This window comes from Fretibacterium sp. (assembly GCF_057312375.1).
The window spans coordinates 1-16,155 of the sequence record NZ_DBHLDX010000044.1 but is presented as its reverse complement, the minus strand read 5'-3'; the positions used below and the strand labels follow the sequence as shown (position 1 = coordinate 16,155).

Sequence of the window (16,155 nt, the reverse complement as noted above, 5' to 3'; positions counted from 1 at the left end):
CGGCCGAGAACCTGAAGGAGCCCTTGTCGTTGGGAACCCCCACCTGGTAGTCGAGCCCAGCAGAGGAATCCTTCTGTATCTTGTTGGGTGCGGCGATAAAGAAGCCAACCTGGCTCGTTCCCGCCACATCGACCGACGCGCCGAGGAACATCTCGGAAAAGCCCTTTACCGTGAGGTCGTTCTCCCCTTCGACGCTTACATCCCCCGACTCCAAAGTCGAAGCCGCGTATTTGATGAAGAAGTCGGTCCTCAGAATAGGAGGAGGGATGGCAGCCGAAGCCGGCTTACCCTCAAACGTGATGGCGGCCAGAGCCAACACAAACAGCAGCGACACAACTTTAAACTGCCTCAAACGCTTTGTCATGACGAACAACACTTCCTTCCTTTTCGGTCTTCTCCAGGCTCCTCGGGTCCGGCGCCGTGACAACGCCTCGCGTCCGCAGCGGCGCCCGTCCCTCGTTTGGCCATTCCTCTGCCCGTTCCCGGGAGGCGTACACGAACCTCCCCGTAGAAATGAGAGCCTGCGTTCAAATTAGGATATCATGTTACCTTGCAAAAGAATGTTCCGTTCTTGCCCTTTTCCTGTTCCGTTATTGACTTTTTAGGAGGAAAGCTTGGGTGTCCGGGAGGCTTCGTCGAGGGATTTTTTGCGGTATTCGGTGGGAGAGAGCCCGGTCTTCTGGCGGAACACGCGCGCGAAGTGGCTGGGGTTGGGAAATCCGCAGAGCTCCCCCACTTCGGCGATGGTGCATCGGGGGTCCTTCAGGATATCCATCGCGCGGTGGATGCGGATCACCATCTGAAACTGACGGGGCGTCATGCCCGTGTGATCTCGAAACTTGCGCAGGGCGGTAAACTTGTTGACATGAACGATTTGGGAAACCTCCGAGAGGGGGCAGGGGACGCTGTGTTCGCTCAGGTGGTCAACAGCCCGGTCCAGCTCTGCGTCGCCTGGGACGCGCTGTTTCGTGGCCGCCGCGGTGAAATGGAGCCTGCGGATGAGGCAGACGGCAAGCTGCGTGACGATGCAGTCGACCATCACTCCGGAACCGATGCCGGGGCTGCCCCTTCTGCCCCCTCCGTACTCGACGAAGAATGTGTGCATCAGGGCCTTGAGCTCGGTGTCGTAGGGGATCAGGTCGTTTTTGAAAACCGTGTCGGGACTGCCGCGCAGGGTACGGCACATCTTTTGGAAGAAGGCATAGCGGAAGTAGAGGCTGATGAAGGAAACGTTGGGGATCGGCTCGGTCACCGCGTGGGACTGACTGCCGTTGACGGGGTAGATGGAGCCGGCTGGGACGAAGATGGGGTGTCCGTCCCGCGTCCCGCCTTGAACCGGGGAGAGCGCGATGAAGAACTGCACGCTCTCGTGCCGGTAGCTGTTGGGCAGCATACAGACCGGCCTGCGGCTCACGATCACGGTTAGGTTGTTCGTCCTGAAGAACCCCAGGTAGGGGTTGTTTCCGATGAACTCGCGGAACGGCACCCAGGGGCGGGGGACCTTCTCGGAGAGGTTGTCCTTCATCGCGTTATCCCTCCTCGATACAAGCCTCCAGCCAAAAACACAGGCAAAATTTTTAACGTGAAGTTGGGACAGATTTTGCGCGTTTTCCGTCGCACCGGACGGGCGCAAGGTCAGAGTCAGCTTAACCCGTGCAACGATGGGCTTGCTCCCCGATCAGGCCATCACAACCTGCGGATTTGGGCTCCAACCCTTTTCATTTTTAAGGCCGGCGAGATCGTCAGTCCCCCCTTCGGGGAGCCTTCCGGCTGCCGTTCGCTGGCGCTCACGGGCCATCAGTCCCCCACTTCGGGGAGCCTTCCGGCTGCCGTTCGCTGGCGCTCACGGGCCGTCAGTCCCCCCTTCGGGCCGCGACACGGGTTGTCAGGTCCTGAAACAGAACGTTCATCACGGGGACGGATTCGATCAGGTCCTCCGGGTGCCACTGGGTGGCAACGATCAGCCCGTCGGCGCTCTCGATGGCCTCCACGATTCCATCCTCCGCCTGAGCGGAAACGATCAGGCCCTTTCCCAGCGCCTTGACGGACTGGTGGTGCAGGCTGTTCACCGGCACGGCCTCCTGCCCCAGAAGTCGGGCCAGCCGGGTGCCCGGAACGACGCGCGCCGTCTGGGTGACGACGTGGCGCTTCTCCGTCTGAACGTGCGTCAGGTGGTCCTCCCCCCGCTCGCCGATGTCCTGGTACAGGCTGCCGCCGCAGGCGACGTTCAAAAGCTGGGCCCCCCGGCAGATGCCGAGCATGGGAACCTGCCGTTCCATAGCGTATCGCGCGGCGTGAAACCAACATTCGTCGAGGGCGCGATCGACCTCCCCCAGCTTCTCGTGCGGGGCCTCCCCATAGTAGGCGGGGTCCACGTCGTCCCCGCCGGGGAACAGCAGCCCGTCGCACGCCTCAAGAAGGGGGTCCATCAGGCTCAGGTCGCTGACGAAGGGCAGGATGACGGGGACGCCGCCGTTGTTCGCCACGGAGCGGACGCAGGTGTCGTTCGTAAAGCTGCGGCGCATGACGCTCCCAGAGGTGGAAGACGTCGTCACCAGGATGTTGCCCAGAATTCCAATGATCGGCTTTGCCATGTTAAGTCCTCCCCGCCCGCGATGGGCCGCTCCCATACCTCAGCTCGATGCCCCGCCCGCCTCGTCCTGCGAGCGTCGGGCCTACGGCCTGCCGCGCATCTCCGCGATGGCCCGCTCCAACTCGTCCGCGGCGCTGCCGAACGAGGTCTGCCGCCGGGGCTCGGACGCCGCCGAAGCATCTTCTGCAGCTCTCTCCGCTTCAACTCCCTGTCCCGTTGGGACTTTCCCAGCGTGCCCCGTTGGGGCGTTCTCAACGGACCCTGATGGGGCCGATTCCTCGACAGCCCTCGACGCAACGGCCTCCTCGACGGACGCCGGCGCCTCAGCCGGTGCCGTGGGCGCCAGCAAGAACGGCGTCGGCTCGGCCTCTGCGGGCGCTGCCTCCTGCGACAGCGCCTCTCGCTGCGATCTCTGGCCGTCGGGCTGGGAGGGGCGTTGGGCGGCCTCCTTCCGGCGCTGTGCCGAGGGACGCGCCGCAGGAGGCGTCCCCTGAAGGGCGGCCATGGGCTCCAGGTTCAGGACCGCCGTGGTGGTCAGCTCCAGCGCGTCCTGCTGCAGCGCGAAGTCGGGCTGATAGCGGCGGATGAGGGACAATCCGCGCCCGTCGCCCCGGGCGGCTCCCAGCAGTTGAAAGACTTTCATCAATCGGAAGTTGCGGCAGGCGCTCTCGCCCCGGTGCTGCGTCCGCATCAGGCCGGGGTTTTTGAAGCGGGCGGCGGCCGGTCCGCCCCTTAAAAGCACCGTCACGTCCCCGGCGTCGTAGTCCGCGTGCAGAAGCGCGTTGATGAAGCACTCGCGGAAGGCTGCGGCGCAGGCCGGGGAGAGGCTGCGGGTGAGGCGGGGCATCAGGTCGGAGTACGCCTTCCAGAGGTTGCGCACCTCCAGGGCCTCGCTCTCGGCGTTGCCCTTGCGGACCTCCGCCCGGACGCGCGTGGCCCTGCGGCCCAGCATGAGGTTCCCCGCCTGGGTGACGGCGCCGCCTGAGAGGACCTGCGCGCGGGCCAGGAACGCCTCAAGGGGCAGTTCCGACCACTCCGGCCGGCGCTGGACCATCGCGGAGCGGAAGGAGGCGACGCTCTCCTCGTGAAGGTCGTCGAGGCCCATGCCGCGGACGGGACGGTCGTCCTTCAGCCTTTCGAGGGCGTCCAGCCCCAGACGGAAGCGCGCTCCGACGCCCGACAGGAAGCCCACCCCCTCCGTGCGGCGCCAGGTCCCGCGGACGTAGTCCTGCCCGATACACACGGGGCGCTCGTGCCACTCGGCCGGCAGGACGCGGGCCAGCAGGATCGGCGCCGGGTCTTGCAGCACGTGGAAGGTGACGGAGAGCGTCGCGCTGAAGGTCCGGCCGTTCCCGCAGTCGGCCGCGAGTTGGTCGCGCAGCGCGTCGGGGCTTCGGAGCCCCCGCGGCGCGGCGCGGCCCTCCTCCTCAAGCCACTCCGCCCCTAGGACGACCCAGCCTCCGGCGCCGTTGGCCATGCCGCAGGCCGTGGGGGCAAAGAGGGGAAGCTCCTCCACGGTCAAAAATTGGCGGTCCTCGTTCGCCGTCCGAGCCAAAAATTCGTCGAACGTCGAAAATCCGGCGGCCGCCCTATCTCTCCTCATCTCCACGAAAAACTGCACGGACGATCTCCCATTCTCTGACGAAAAAAGTTTCTCCACCGGCGAAAGCGCGCTCTTGAGCGCCGATGGAGGTCCGACGATACCTGGCGTCTATTATCCATGAAAGCGCAGGGAAGGGCAAGGGGCCGCGCTCTGGGCGCCGTCAAAAAAACTCCCCCTTGCGGGGGAGTTGAGGATGTCGGGGCCGAAACGCCACAGGCCGGCTCAGGAGAGGAGCTCCTTCAGGGTGAAGAGGATGGCCAAAAAGGTCATGAGGCCGCTCACGTCGCGGAACTTGCCAGACAAGCTCTTGACGAGCACGTAGGAGACGACGCCGAACTCGATGCCCGTCGCGATGCTGTAGGTCAGGGGCATCATCGTGAAGCCCAGGATCGCGGGGAAGATGTCCGTCCACTCGCTGTAATCCAGGTCCCGGAGGCTCATCATCATGTAGACGCCCACCAGGATCAGAGCGGGGGCCGTGGCGCAGCCCGGAACGATGCCCACGATGGGCGTGAAGAAGATGGCGGCGATGAAGAGGACGGCGGTAACGACGGAGCTAAGGCCCGTTCGCCCTCCCTGGGCCACCCCGCTGGAGCTCTCGACGTAGGAGGTGACGGTGGAGGTCCCCAGGATCGCGCCGGCGACGGTGCCGATCGCGTCGGCCATGAGGGCACCCTTCGCCCTGGGCAGTCGGCCCTCCTCGTCCAGCAGCCCGCTGCGGCTGCAGACGCCCACCAGCGTCCCCACGGTGTCGAAGAAGTCCACGAAGAAGAAGGTGAACACCACGACCCAGAAGTCCGGCTCGCGGACGAGGGAGAAGTCCATCTTCCAGAACAGCGGCGCGATGGAGGGCGGCGTCGAAACGAACGTTTCGGGCAGCGTCGTGATCCCGAAGGCGGCAGCAAGGACGGTGACGGCCAGGATGCCGATCAGGAGGGAGCCGGGGACGCGGTGGGCGGTGAGCACGGCCATCAGGAGCAGCCCGACGATGGCAAGGAGCGCCGGGACGTTTTCGCCGATCTCTCCTAGGGCGATGAGGGTCGCGTCGTTGTGGACGACGATGCCGACGCTCTGCATCCCGATGAAGGCGATGAAGAAGCCGATGCCCGCCGAAATGCCGATCTTGAGCGCCTTGGGGATGGTGTTGACCACCATCTCGCGGACGCGGGTCAGCGTCAGCAGGATGAAGATCGCGCCCTCGATGAACACGGCAGCCAGGGCCATCTGCCAGGTGACGGGAGCCCCGTTGATCTGCATTCCCAGCACGACGGTGTAGGTGAAGAAGGCGTTGAGCCCCATGCCCGGCGCCAGCCCGATGGGGTAGTTGGCCAGCACGGCCATCAGGAACGTGGCGAGCGCCGAGCTGAGACAGGTGACCACTGCCAGCGCGTCGAAGTCCATGCCCGTCTTGCTCAGAATGGCCGGGTTGACGAAGACGATGTAGGACATGGTGACGAAGGTGGTCAGGCCGGCCAGAAACTCCGTGCGGACGGAGCTCCCCGCTTCCCTGACGTGGAACGTGCGATCCAGAAACGACATCATGATCAAGACACCCCTTATAAGAGATAAGTTTGGAACGGCGGCCGCGCACCCCTGCTGTGGAGCTTAGTCGCCCTTGGAAAAGAGGGGCTGAAGTCCGCCCCTCACGATATCGACGTACCCCTGATCCGTGATGCGGAGGTTGGGGATGACGGAGAGGCACAGGAAGGACAGGGCCATGAACGGGTGGGGCAGCTGCAGGCCCAGCTGCTCCGCCTCCCACTCCAGGTCCTCCAGAGCGCGGGCGACGCCCTTGGCGTCCAGGTAGGTCATCAGGCCGCCGATGGGCAGAGGAAGGCTGCCGCGCACGGCCTCTCCCTCCGCGAGGACCAGGCCGCCGCCCGTTTCGCACAGGCGCCCCAGCGCCGTGACGATGGACCGGTCGTCCATGCCGGCGGCCACGAAGTTGTGCGCGTCGTGGGCCACGGACGAGGCGATCGCACCGCGCTGCATCCCAAAGCCCGTGACGAAGCCGACGGCAAAGCGTCCCGTGCCGTGGTGGCGCTCCATCACGACGATCTTGGCGAGGTCGCGGGACGGGTCGGGGACGGCGTTCCCCTCCGACACGAGCGGAGGCATCCGCCGCGATCCGGTGATGATCTCGCCCGGCCTCATCTCGATGACGTTCATGGTCTCGCCCCCGGCGGGGACGCGGAGCTGCTCCTCGGTGAGGGGCGTCGTCTGCACCGCGTGGGGCAGCGGGATGGAGTGTGCCTGCGCGCCCTTGACCGCGACGCCGTCCTGGACGACGACACATCCGTCCTTCCAGACGTGCTTCACGTTGAAGCTCGCCAGGTCATCGACCAGCACGAGGTCCGCCCTGCGTCCGGGCGCGATGGCCCCCCGATCCCACAGGTGGAAGTAGTCCGCCGGCGAGAGCGTCGTCAGGCGAAGGGCCACGAGGGGGTCCACGCCCTCCTCGATCATGATGCGCAGCTTGGCGTCCATGTGCCCCGTGTCCCGGATGTAGCGCGCCGTGGCGTCATCCGTCACGACCATGCAGCGCGCGGCCAGGAACGGGTTTTCCTTCACCAGAGGAAGGAGCGTCCGCAGGTTGGGGAAGGAGGCGCCCTCGCGCATCATCACCCACATGCCGCGCCGCAGCTTCTCCCGCGCCTCGTCAAGGCCCACGCACTCGTGGTCCGACGAGACGCCCGACGTGAGGTAGGCGTTCAGGTCCTTCCCAAAAACGCCCGGCGCGTGGCCCGTCAGGACGACGTCGCCCGCCGCCGCCACCTTGCCCCACACGTCCGGGTCCCCCTCGATGAGCGCCGGGTAGTTCATCATCTCCCCCAGGTGGGTGCACCACCCCTCCTGAAGCATCTCCCGAACGGCCATCATGTCCAGCTCGTCCCGGGGCGTTTCAAATCGGGATGCAGGGACGCAGGAGGGCGCGCCCAGGAAGACGTCGACGGCCAGTCCGCGGCTCGCCAGGTACATGTAGCGGACGCCGGGAAGGCCCAGGGCGTTCGCTATCTCGTGGGGATCGGCCATGACGGTGGTCGTCCCGTGGACCACCACGGCGTCCGCGAAGGCCGCCGGCGCCATCAGGCTGCTTTCGATGTGGACGTGCCCGTCGATCAGGCCGGGGACCAGGACGGCCCCCGCCGCATCCAGGACACGGTGCCCCTCGTAGCCCCTGCCGACGCCCGCGATCCGGTCCCCGCAGACGGCGACGTCGGCCTCCTCGTACTCCATGGTAAAGACGTTCGCGACGCGGGCCCCCCGGATCACGAGGTCCGCAGGCCGGCTGCCCCTGGCGACTGCGGCCAGTGTGTTCATTAATTCTTCCCCCTATTCCGACGAACGTCGCTCATCGGGTTCAATCCCGACCAGTACGATGGGGACCGATGGATTGGAACGACCCTCGCGCACGATGTTGGTCAACTCATTTTCGTACCAGGAGGGGCCCGACGACATCTGCGACATGAGGCTGTGCATGGGAATGATCTCGATGCCCGCGTCAATGTCCCCTCTCTCATAAAAGAACGTGTGCTTGACGTGCAGGTCATACTGCACCGAAAAATACTTGCCAAACTGGACCTCAACGGCAACGCGATCCTTCACGAAATCCACCTGATTGTGAGTGGGGTACGCAGTGAAGCCCTTCTCCTCAATCGCCTGCCTTTGCCGGTCCTTGTCCCGAATATGAACGGTGTCCCGCGTCGTTTCCAAATCCTCGTTGACGAAGTAGGCTATCCTCGTTTCACGCCAGCCTTTGTTCAAAAACTCGGATTTGAAAAGACGGTTCAGCTCAGTTGGCGCAAACAGTATCCTTCCCGACATCGTTTTTTCCCTGCTCACTTTATTGAAGGTGAGGGACGCATCCACATTTTGGATAACGGCCTTCACCTCATTCCACAACTCAGGCCTGTGGACCAGGAGGAACTCCAGTCCATTCAAATGGCTGTACACCTGAGCGATCTTCATTGCGCCTGGTTCCATTCTTCGGGAATGTGCGCAATTTTATCACCCGGCTTGGGCATCCATATCTCCCGATGGATAGGGCGCGTTAAAAGCGTGCCCTCTCTTAACCTTCGCAGTCTGTCCAACCCGGTATCGACGAACTTCTGCTCCCATTCCGAGCCGTAGGCCCTGCGGCCGTTCTTGAGCGCCGCCACCAAAGAGGACCCCACCCCCGCGAAAGGGTCGTAAACGATATCCCCTTCATCGGTAAGCGCCAGGATACAGCGTTCCGCCAACTCAACCGGATACTGGCATGGATGCTCCACCTTTTCAGGGTGATTGTTCTTGACGTTGGGGATGTCCCATATCAGCGCATCCCAATCGTCAATCAACCGGCTTACCGTCATCTCCCAAACGTCCTCAGGATTCTTACCCTTGGGATTGCCGCTGAACTGCCCCTTCCTTTCCCCCTTGAAGTATCTCTTTCCGGGATACTTGGAAGGGATGCGCACGTCATCGAGGTTAAACGTGTATTCATCCGACTTCGTAAACCATAAAATCGTCTCGTAACGGCCACTGAACCTCTTGGAACAGTGCAGGCCGTGACCAAAATGCCATATCACACGATTTCGCAAATGCAGCCCCATTCTTTTAAAACAGGGGTAGAAGTAGATATCGAGCGGGTAAATCTCGCCTTCTTCAACACAATTGCCCGTCTGCCAGCACAGGCTGCCGTCGAGCGACAAAACGCGGACCAACTCCGCCAGGATCGGCTCCAGGTTGTGAACGTATTCCTCAATCCCCGTCCTTGTTTCGTACTCCTTCCCGATGTTATAGGGAGGGGATGTGATGACCAGCTTCACCGTTTCATCGGGTATCTCTTTGCAGAAATCAAGGGCATCCCGACACTCGTAGCGGAAATCCGGCAATTCCATCTCGAACAAAAGTCCCTGTTTACACGTCAAGGCAGCTGCCTCCAATGAACTCGCGGATGACGGAGTTGTTGGGGATGCCCTCGTTTTGGATGGCGGGGACGAAGCGCAGGATGTTCAGGAGGCGCAGTGCCTCGCTGAAGACGGGAGAGCGCTCGTCCACCGTGTGCAGCAGGGGTTCGACGTAGCTCTTCAGGATGCCCAGCTCGTAGGGCATCGCGGAGTTGAAGGTGGCGTTCGCCCGGCTCTGGTAGGGGAAGATGTAACGCATGGAGCCGCGGATGACCTTGGGGTACACCTCAAGGGTCACCTGCGCGGACTTGCCCCGCGTGCGGTAGTCGCGGATGATGCGCCGCAGCAGGCGGTTGTCGCCCGTGCTGGCGCGGTTGTGCGGGTCGATGCAGATGCTCGTCAGGGGGGAAACGAAGATGCCGTAACGGCTCTTCTCCGGCAGCATGGCCAGGATGCGGTCATTCAGCCCGTGGATGCCCTCCATGATGAGCACGTCCGCCTCCCCCAGCCGGATGACCTTTCCGGGTTCCTTGTGTCCGGTGATGAAATTGTAGCGCGGCGTGACGACCTCCTCGCCCGCCAGGATGCGCGTCAGGTTCTCCTGGAGCATCTCCAGGTCCAGCGCCTCCAGCCTCTCGTAGTCATACTCCCCCTTCTCGTCGCGGGGGGAGTCCTCCCGCTCCTTGAAGAAGTTGTCCAGGGGCAGCGTCACGGGGTTCTTGCCGCAGACCATGAGCTGCACCTTCAGCCGCTCGGAGAACGTCGTCTTGCCGGACCCCGACGGCCCCGCGATGGTGATCGCCTTCACGGGCTTTGAGGCGATGTCCTCCGCGATGCTGCCCAGGCGTTGGGAGTGAAAGGCCTCAGCGATGAGGATCAGCTCCTGCACCTTCCCCTCCGCCACGCAGCGGTGCAGGCTCGTGAGGTAGTTGAGGTTCATCACCTCAAGCCATTGGGCGTAGTCGAAGAAGATGCTGGCCAGCGAGGCGTCCGCCTGGAAGGGGGGGACGCCCTCCGGCGTATCGACGGTGGGGAACTGAAGCACCAGCCCGCGATCGAACAACAGGAGGTCGAAGGTGCGCAGGAGCCCCGTGGAGGGGGCCATGGTCCCGCAGAAGTAGCCGTAGCGCGAGCTGCATCGGTAGACCTCCACGGGGTCCAGGTTGGCCCGCACAAAGAGGTCTGCGATCTCAGGCTCCCCCTGCTCCTGAAAGATGCGTTTGGCCTTGTCGATGGGCAGGATCTTGCGCGTGATGGGCAGGTCCTCGTGGACCATCTCGCTCATGGCGGCGTGCAGCTTGTAGACGTCGGACTGCGTCACGGGGCCGTCCTCCAGCTCCCAGTAGTGCCCCTCCCCGATGGAGTGGCGCAGGATGGCCCTGCGGTTCAACGTCTTCTCGCAGGCGATGACCAGCAGGAAGTCCAGGGAGCGCTGATAGATGCGCAGGCCGTCGGTCGACGTGGTCAGGACGAACTCCACCGTCGCGTCGTCGTCGATGACCCAGCCCAGCGGCCGGGTGTAGTTGTTCACGCGCCAGGCGATGACTCTCCCCTTCTCGGCGGAGTCGAGGTCCGCCAGCACGTTGTGCCCCGTCACCGGCGTCTCGCTGGTGATGTACTTGTCCTGGTTCAGCACGTGGATGGTAAAGGCCATAGCATTTCCTCCTCACGGTCGAGATCCGCCCTGACAACCCTGGCAGAGGGTGCGTCATGTGAGTGCTTTTAGAGAATTATAGCTCATGGCCGGTTTTTTGGAAAACAGCGGGGCCGGAGGGGGCGGGCATCAAAGCGACGCCTCCCCTTTCATAAGTGAGGCGGCAAATCTTTGATTCGCGTAGCCGAACTTAGGGGCTTCATCAGGGGAGGCGGTCGATTGGGTACCGCTTCTCCCGCGTCGCTCTCTCTGCTCCGGCGACGACGGGCTTGAGCCCCGATAAGGCCGTCGTAACCTGTGGATTTGGGTGAAATCCGTGCTATGGACATCATTGCGAACATCGACTATTATCTTTTAGTAACAGGTCTTAAAGGGGCAGAATATTGATATGGAGCCATAAAACACAAGCTGGGGTTATCTGAGGGAGTGAAATAGAACGCCATGAATTGCAGGAGCTGCGGAGCAAAGCTAAACCCCAATGATCGATTTTGCGCCTACTGCGGCAATCTGACTCCCTATGGTGAAAAACAGGATCTGGAAAAACAGCGGGAAGAGGAACGAATCAAACGAGAGAAAGAGAAAAAGGAGCGCGAGGAGTCTGAGAGGGCTTTACGGAAGCAGGAGGAACAAGTTTACCGAAGAAAGGCTCGTTGGGAATTCCTGAAGGCATTCGCCACCCGGGTCACGGCGCTTGCCGCCCGTTTCATCACCATATTGATTGCGATCGAAGTTGTGCTCCTCATAGGTGCCCTTATTGTTGGCTTTGGAGGCTTCCTCTTAGATACGCTGGTCAATATTATAGCGATCATTGTGACCGTCATCATTTTGGTCGGAGGAGTAATTTTATGTCTGAATTTAGGAGGGTGGGGGATTTTCATCCTATTTGTCCTGTGGCTCATTGGCCAGGGATGCGGCTGATTCCATCCTCTGTGCTTGCGAGGAGCCTCTTTAATTTGGTTATTGCTCCGCGGAGGTGACGTCATGAAGGGTAAGGCGCTGTGGGGCTGCCGCGCTATGGGCGTTGTCCTGGTGCTTCTGCTGAGCACGGCGGCCTGGGGCAGTTCCGGGCAAGGATATCCGGCCCTCTGGAGGAGCAAATCAAAAAAGCCTGGAACGACACGTCAACAAACAACGGATGAACCCCCGTGAGGCTAAGGGTTGGTAAAAGGAGCAGACCGACTCGTTCTTGTCCGCCCTTTGGAAACGGCAGCGGGAACGCAACCAGAGGGGTACTCCGTATCGTCACGGGTGACCTGGGTATCCCCACACGAAGGGGGTATGACAAAGCTGTGGTCATCCCCCTTTATAACACTGTGCTTATCAGAAATTACGAGCGGTCGCCCTCGCCGCCGGCCTTCTCCCTGGAAACGCTCCAAAGGGACTGGGACCAAAACGGATTTGGGCCTCTTTTGGACGGGATGAGGCTGGAGGAAGCCAAAGAGGATTCAGAAAAAATTCGGTATGAGCTAAAGGCCGCCCTTCGCGATGCAAGCAGCCACACGCAGTCCCGCAGGGCGGAGTTTCTGCATAGCGCGGCGGGGCGTTTCCTGCCCCGGATACTGAACAACCGTTTTGAAGGAGAACTGAAAGGCAAAAATCTGACCCTTACCATTTCAAAACAATGAAGACCGATGGAGAAAAAGAGTAAAAGGTTTGTCGCTTCGCTGCTGGCCGTTGTGCTGTTGTGCGGGATGCTCCCCGCCGGGACGGCGCGGGCACAGGAGCAATTACGACCCGCTGCACACGATGCTGGCTCTGAACATGGCTATCGTGTCCATACACAGGATCGTCACGACACAGGACCGCATCGTCCTGGATCAGGAGTATCAGAACATCATCAACAACCTGAAACTGGGCAGCATCGAGGCCGATTTTGACATCACCTCTCTTTACAGGGAACTGCTGAGTTTCGTCATCCTCAAAACGCTGCGCCAGGAGGAATCAGAGCGATTTCTGAACCGCTACGACCAAAGGGAGAAGGACCAGCTCGTCCGCTCACTCACCGGCATCCGCGCCTACGGAGGGGGAATTCTGAGCTTCCTGGGCAACCTTGTGGTGTCCTGCACTTCGGTCTACTTCGGCTACCAGGACGCGAAGAACGAGCTGCAGGAGGGACTGGACGACGAGCTCTGGCGGCTGAAAAAGAGGAGGACGTGGAGGAGTGCAACGACCTGCAGGAGAGGCTGCTGGACTCGTCATGGCACCTGTTGCGTCAGTATGGGCTGCCGGATGAATACCGACTGATCCAGAAGAACATGGATACGTTCTACAAGGCCGTTCAGGAACCCGAACCGGGGAAACGCCTGCGGATGCTGCAGGCCCTGGAGCCAGATTTCCGCGTCTATCCCCCCTATTGATTTTTCCGCGGCAGGGCCGCATTGGACGCCGGAGATGCCGAGGCAGGCCGGCGGTGCTTTGAGCAATTCGACGCGGTATGGCGTCCGGTGCTGAAGCAAGATCCCTACAGGCTGGAGGTCGCCAAGCAGCGTGTGCGCGACCGGCTGGAAAATCGAGCGCCTACGGAAGAGGTCCTGAGAGAGCTCGATATCGCCAGGGAGCATACGCCTCGCGAGGATTGGGCGGACAATCTCTTTGTGGGCGCCGCGTACTTCGCCTTGGGCGAGAAGGCCAGAGCGGCAGAGTGCATCGAACGCAATGTCGATTTTGGCTACGAAACGGAGATCAGCGGCCCCGTGCTGAACGCAATGTGGCAGGGACGCTCCGACTGGGCCTCGATCCTACCAGCAGAGCTGTTCTCCCTGACAGAAAGGAAGGAAACGTCATCGGACACTGCACCCGTTCAGGCCATGAATCGGGATGAGCTCGTCGCCGCCACACAGGACAAGGAGGCCGCGGCCGCCCTGGCCGACTATTTCGAGGGGCGCGAGGAAAAGGCGGCCGAGGTCCTGGAGCGCCTGAGCAAAAACTCCAAAAACCCGGCGGTATTCCATGCCCTGTGCCTGATTGAAGAGAGGCGTGCGCAGGCTCCTAAGGAGTATGCCAAGGTCTATCAATGGGAAAAACAGCGTGACGCCCTACTGAAAGAATATGGCGAGGCCTATAGAGAGCTCCTTCCTCTGGCGGAACATTGCAGTGAGAACGGAAGCGTCGCCGCGCAAGTTTTCCTGGGAGATTTATATCGAATGGGTTGGGGCGTCGAGCAAGACCTGCAGAAGGCCCTGAGCCTGTTCACGAAACCCGCAGAGCAGGGCGACGTCTACGCTCAGCATAGTATGGGCGACACTTATTATTCCTTGCAGGACTACAACAAAGCCGCGGAGTGGTACCGCAAGGCCGCCGAGCAGGGACACCCCATGGCTCAGAGCAAGCTGCACGTTTTATACTACGAAGGCAAGGACGTTGAGTGGTGGTGGGGCCGCAAGGCGACAGACTAGGGATCGCCCGAGGCTCAGAATCATTTGGGCAATTTATAACAGCGGCGAGGGCGTCGTCCAGAGCTACGAAAAGGCCGCCGAGTGGTACCGCAAAGCCGCCGATCAGGGATACCACTGGGCTCAGGACAACCTAGGCGATTTATACCGTGACGGTAAGGGCGTTCCTCAAAGCGACTTAGCGGCCGCAGAGTGGTACCGCAAAGCCGCAGACCAGGGAAACAAGTATTCTCAGCTCCAGATCGGTAACCTTCTTAAGAACACCTGGAAAGACCTTAAGACAGCTTATAAGTGGTACTACCTTGCCTATCTGAATGGACACGAAGATGCACAGGGCAAGTTGAACGACATCGAGGGCAAGGGTTTGATTTGGAATTCGGCCCCCAAGATCCCTGTGGCGGACATCGAAAGTGCCCGCGCCGAGGCCCAGGAGATGTACGAGAAGCAGAAAAAACGTAATTTCAACCCCTAGCACAAGAGGGCCACGGGGTCTGCGATAAAGGCGGCCTCCCACTATGGGGAGGCCACCTTTTAATCCGGTTTTAGACGGGCAGATGAGTGAGAACGCAGTGGCCGTTGAACTTCACGCCCCAAGCTCGTCATTGCTTTGACAAACGACCTTCACGGGCCAGATTGGCTCAGAGCGCACAGCTTCCGAGCTTATCGATTAGAACGCCCTCCCGGCAAAGGAGGGTTAGAGGGGTATTGGGCGCAAGAAGCAACCCCTCCAGCCCAGCTAAGGAAGCACGTTTTTCAGCCCCCCTGCAAGGGGGGCTGCCCCGAAGGGGCTGGGGGGTGTTATTGAGCGTGAAGACAACCCCTCCGCCCCGCTGCGGAATCGCTCAGTCCCCGGTGAGGCTCCAGCCCACGGACTCGTTCTGCAGCGTCCAGAGCCGCGCGTACAGCCCGCCGCGCTCCAGGAGCTCCGCATGGCGGCCCTGGTCCACCACGCGCCCCGCCTCCATCACCACGATGTTGTCCGCGTTTTGGGTCGTGCGCAGCTTGTGGGCGATCACCACCACGGTGCGCCCCTCCACCAGCGCGTTGACGGCCCGCTGCACCTCCACCTCGTTCTCCGGGTCCAGGCTCGCCGTGGCCTCGTCCAACAGGACGACCGGCGCGTCCTTCAGGAGCGCCCGTGCGATGGAGATTCGTTGCTTCTCGCCGCCCGACAGGGTGGAGCCGCCCTCCCCCACCATCGTGTCGTACCCATGGGGCAGGCGTAGGATGAACTCGTGGGCGCAGGCCCGCTTCGCCGCCTCCTCCACCTCGGCCCCCGTCGCCCCCTCGCGCCCGAAGGCGATGTTGTTCCGCACCGTGTCCCGGAACAGGTACACGTCCTGGAACACAAAGGATATCCGCTGCATCAGCTTCTCCGGGTCCAGCCCGCGCTCGTCCGCACCGCCGAAGAGCACCGTCCCGGACTGAGGGTCGTAGAAGCGCGCCATGACCTTCATCAGGGTCGTCTTTCCGCACCCCGACGGGCCCACCAGTGCGGTGAGCTTCCCCTGCGGGAACGTCAGGCTCACGTCCCGAAGCACGGGCTCGTCGCCGTAGCCGAACGTGACGTTCTTCAGCTCGACGTCGTGGCGATCGGGCGCGTCGCCCTCACCGGCCATCTCAGGCTCCTGCATCAGATCCAAGATGCGCCTGCCGGCCAGTGCGGAATAGCGGAACACGAAGAAGTTGAGCAATGCTGCCGTCAGGGGGTCGTACACGCGCGTCCCGACGATGAGGAAGCCGACGAAGGTCAGAGGGTCGAGCGTCCCGCCGATCATCAGGTGCACGCCCAAAACGATCATCAGGGTCAGCCCAAGGCGGATCAGGGAGATGGCCACCATCGCGAAGGGTCCCATGACCGCCTCGAGGCGGATGCTCTCCTTCATGAAACTGCTGAAGGCGCGCTCCATACGGGCAAAGCGGTCCCCCGTCAAGTTGTAGGCCTTGATGACGCGGATGCCGTTCATGTACTCCTGAATGCGGTTCCCCGCGTCGATCTTGACCCTCATGTGCTTTTGGCTCAG

At 61.9% G+C, this 16,155-nt stretch carries 15 protein-coding genes; 5 read left to right on the top strand and 10 right to left on the bottom strand.

All coding sequences use genetic code 11. The annotated features are described in order from the left end of the window. From ACO41U_RS07485 to ACO41U_RS07445, 9 genes are all read right to left on the bottom strand, one after another. Positions 1 to 364 (bottom strand): hypothetical protein (locus ACO41U_RS07485; RefSeq protein ID WP_485942831.1); only part of this gene is annotated, 364 nt, incomplete at its 3' end. 237 nt (positions 365 to 601) lie between these two features. Beyond that, entirely contained in the window at positions 602 to 1,525 is a 924-nt protein-coding gene (locus tag ACO41U_RS07480) for a helix-turn-helix transcriptional regulator (protein WP_485942829.1), read from the bottom strand. Between the two features lie 328 nt (positions 1,526 to 1,853). Continuing rightward, positions 1,854 to 2,594, bottom strand: a complete 741-nt coding sequence (locus ACO41U_RS07475) for a gamma-glutamyl-gamma-aminobutyrate hydrolase family protein (RefSeq protein WP_485942827.1) — start codon at positions 2,592 to 2,594, stop codon at positions 1,854 to 1,856. Positions 2,595 to 2,675: 81 nt separating this feature from the next. Further along, positions 2,676 to 4,214, bottom strand: coding sequence for an AlbA family DNA-binding domain-containing protein (locus ACO41U_RS07470; RefSeq protein WP_485942825.1), 1,539 nt, complete (start codon positions 4,212 to 4,214; stop codon positions 2,676 to 2,678). Positions 4,215 to 4,418: 204 nt separating this feature from the next. Beyond that, positions 4,419 to 5,738, bottom strand: coding sequence for an NCS2 family permease (locus ACO41U_RS07465; protein ID WP_298780597.1), 1,320 nt, complete (start codon positions 5,736 to 5,738; stop codon positions 4,419 to 4,421). 63 nt (positions 5,739 to 5,801) lie between these two features. Further along, positions 5,802 to 7,517: an adenine deaminase gene (ade, locus tag ACO41U_RS07460; RefSeq protein ID WP_485942823.1), complete on the bottom strand. Its 1,716-nt coding sequence runs from the start codon at positions 7,515 to 7,517 to the stop codon at positions 5,802 to 5,804. Between the two features lie 12 nt (positions 7,518 to 7,529). Continuing rightward, entirely contained in the window at positions 7,530 to 8,165 is a 636-nt protein-coding gene (locus ACO41U_RS07455; RefSeq protein ID WP_485942821.1) for a BglII/BstYI family type II restriction endonuclease, read from the bottom strand. After that, a complete protein-coding gene (locus ACO41U_RS07450) occupies positions 8,162 to 9,106 on the bottom strand; it encodes a DNA-methyltransferase (protein WP_485942819.1) in 945 nt (314 codons plus the stop codon). The genes ACO41U_RS07455 and ACO41U_RS07450 overlap by 4 nt, the downstream gene beginning before the upstream one ends. After that, positions 9,096 to 10,739 carry a uridine kinase family protein gene (locus ACO41U_RS07445; protein ID WP_485942817.1) on the bottom strand — a complete coding sequence of 548 codons (1,644 nt, stop codon included), beginning with the start codon at positions 10,737 to 10,739 and terminating at the stop codon, positions 9,096 to 9,098. Before ACO41U_RS07445 ends, ACO41U_RS07450 begins: the two co-directional genes overlap by 11 nt. Before the next feature lie 441 nt (positions 10,740 to 11,180). Here ACO41U_RS07445 and ACO41U_RS07440 point away from each other — a divergent pair, with 441 nt between their 5' ends. The 5 genes from ACO41U_RS07440 to ACO41U_RS07420 all read left to right on the top strand — a co-directional run bounded on the left by ACO41U_RS07440 (position 11,181) and on the right by ACO41U_RS07420 (position 14,603). Then, positions 11,181 to 11,657 (top strand): zinc ribbon domain-containing protein, encoded by a 477-nt coding sequence (locus ACO41U_RS07440; protein WP_485942815.1) that lies wholly within the window; start codon positions 11,181 to 11,183, stop codon positions 11,655 to 11,657. 500 nt (positions 11,658 to 12,157) lie between these two features. Next, positions 12,158 to 12,364, top strand: coding sequence for a hypothetical protein (locus ACO41U_RS07435; RefSeq protein ID WP_485942813.1), 207 nt, complete (start codon positions 12,158 to 12,160; stop codon positions 12,362 to 12,364). A gap of 28 nt (positions 12,365 to 12,392) precedes the next feature. Next, positions 12,393 to 12,983 carry a hypothetical protein gene (locus ACO41U_RS07430; RefSeq protein ID WP_485942811.1) on the top strand — a complete coding sequence of 197 codons (591 nt, stop codon included), beginning with the start codon at positions 12,393 to 12,395 and terminating at the stop codon, positions 12,981 to 12,983. 134 nt (positions 12,984 to 13,117) lie between these two features. Beyond that, positions 13,118 to 14,134 carry a tetratricopeptide repeat protein gene (locus ACO41U_RS07425; RefSeq protein WP_485942809.1) on the top strand — a complete coding sequence of 339 codons (1,017 nt, stop codon included), beginning with the start codon at positions 13,118 to 13,120 and terminating at the stop codon, positions 14,132 to 14,134. Continuing rightward, on the top strand, positions 14,100 to 14,603 hold the full coding sequence (locus ACO41U_RS07420) for a tetratricopeptide repeat protein (protein WP_485942807.1): 504 nt from the start codon (positions 14,100 to 14,102) through the stop codon (positions 14,601 to 14,603). The genes ACO41U_RS07425 and ACO41U_RS07420 overlap by 35 nt, the downstream gene beginning before the upstream one ends. A gap of 370 nt (positions 14,604 to 14,973) precedes the next feature. Here ACO41U_RS07420 and ACO41U_RS07415 read toward each other — a convergent pair. After that, positions 14,974 to 16,155 (bottom strand): ABC transporter ATP-binding protein (locus tag ACO41U_RS07415; RefSeq protein WP_485942805.1); only part of this gene is annotated, 1,182 nt, incomplete at its 5' end.

Bases quoted from the DNA above. Each gene is read 5' to 3' on its own strand.
- ACO41U_RS07480 (WP_485942829.1), bottom strand. From the start codon at position 1,525: ATGAAGGACAACCTCTCCGAGAAGGTCCCCCGCCCCTGGGTGCCGTTC.
- ACO41U_RS07475 (WP_485942827.1), bottom strand. From the start codon at position 2,594: ATGGCAAAGCCGATCATTGGAATTCTGGGCAACATCCTGGTGACGACG.
- ACO41U_RS07465 (WP_298780597.1), bottom strand. From the start codon at position 5,738: ATGATGTCGTTTCTGGATCGCACGTTCCACGTCAGGGAAGCGGGGAGC.
- ade (WP_485942823.1), bottom strand. From the start codon at position 7,517: ATGAACACACTGGCCGCAGTCGCCAGGGGCAGCCGGCCTGCGGACCTC.
- ACO41U_RS07455 (WP_485942821.1), bottom strand. From the start codon at position 8,165: ATGAAGATCGCTCAGGTGTACAGCCATTTGAATGGACTGGAGTTCCTC.
- ACO41U_RS07445 (WP_485942817.1), bottom strand. From the start codon at position 10,739: ATGGCCTTTACCATCCACGTGCTGAACCAGGACAAGTACATCACCAGC.
- ACO41U_RS07440 (WP_485942815.1), top strand. From the start codon at position 11,181: ATGAATTGCAGGAGCTGCGGAGCAAAGCTAAACCCCAATGATCGATTT.
- ACO41U_RS07435 (WP_485942813.1), top strand. From the start codon at position 12,158: ATGAGGCTGGAGGAAGCCAAAGAGGATTCAGAAAAAATTCGGTATGAG.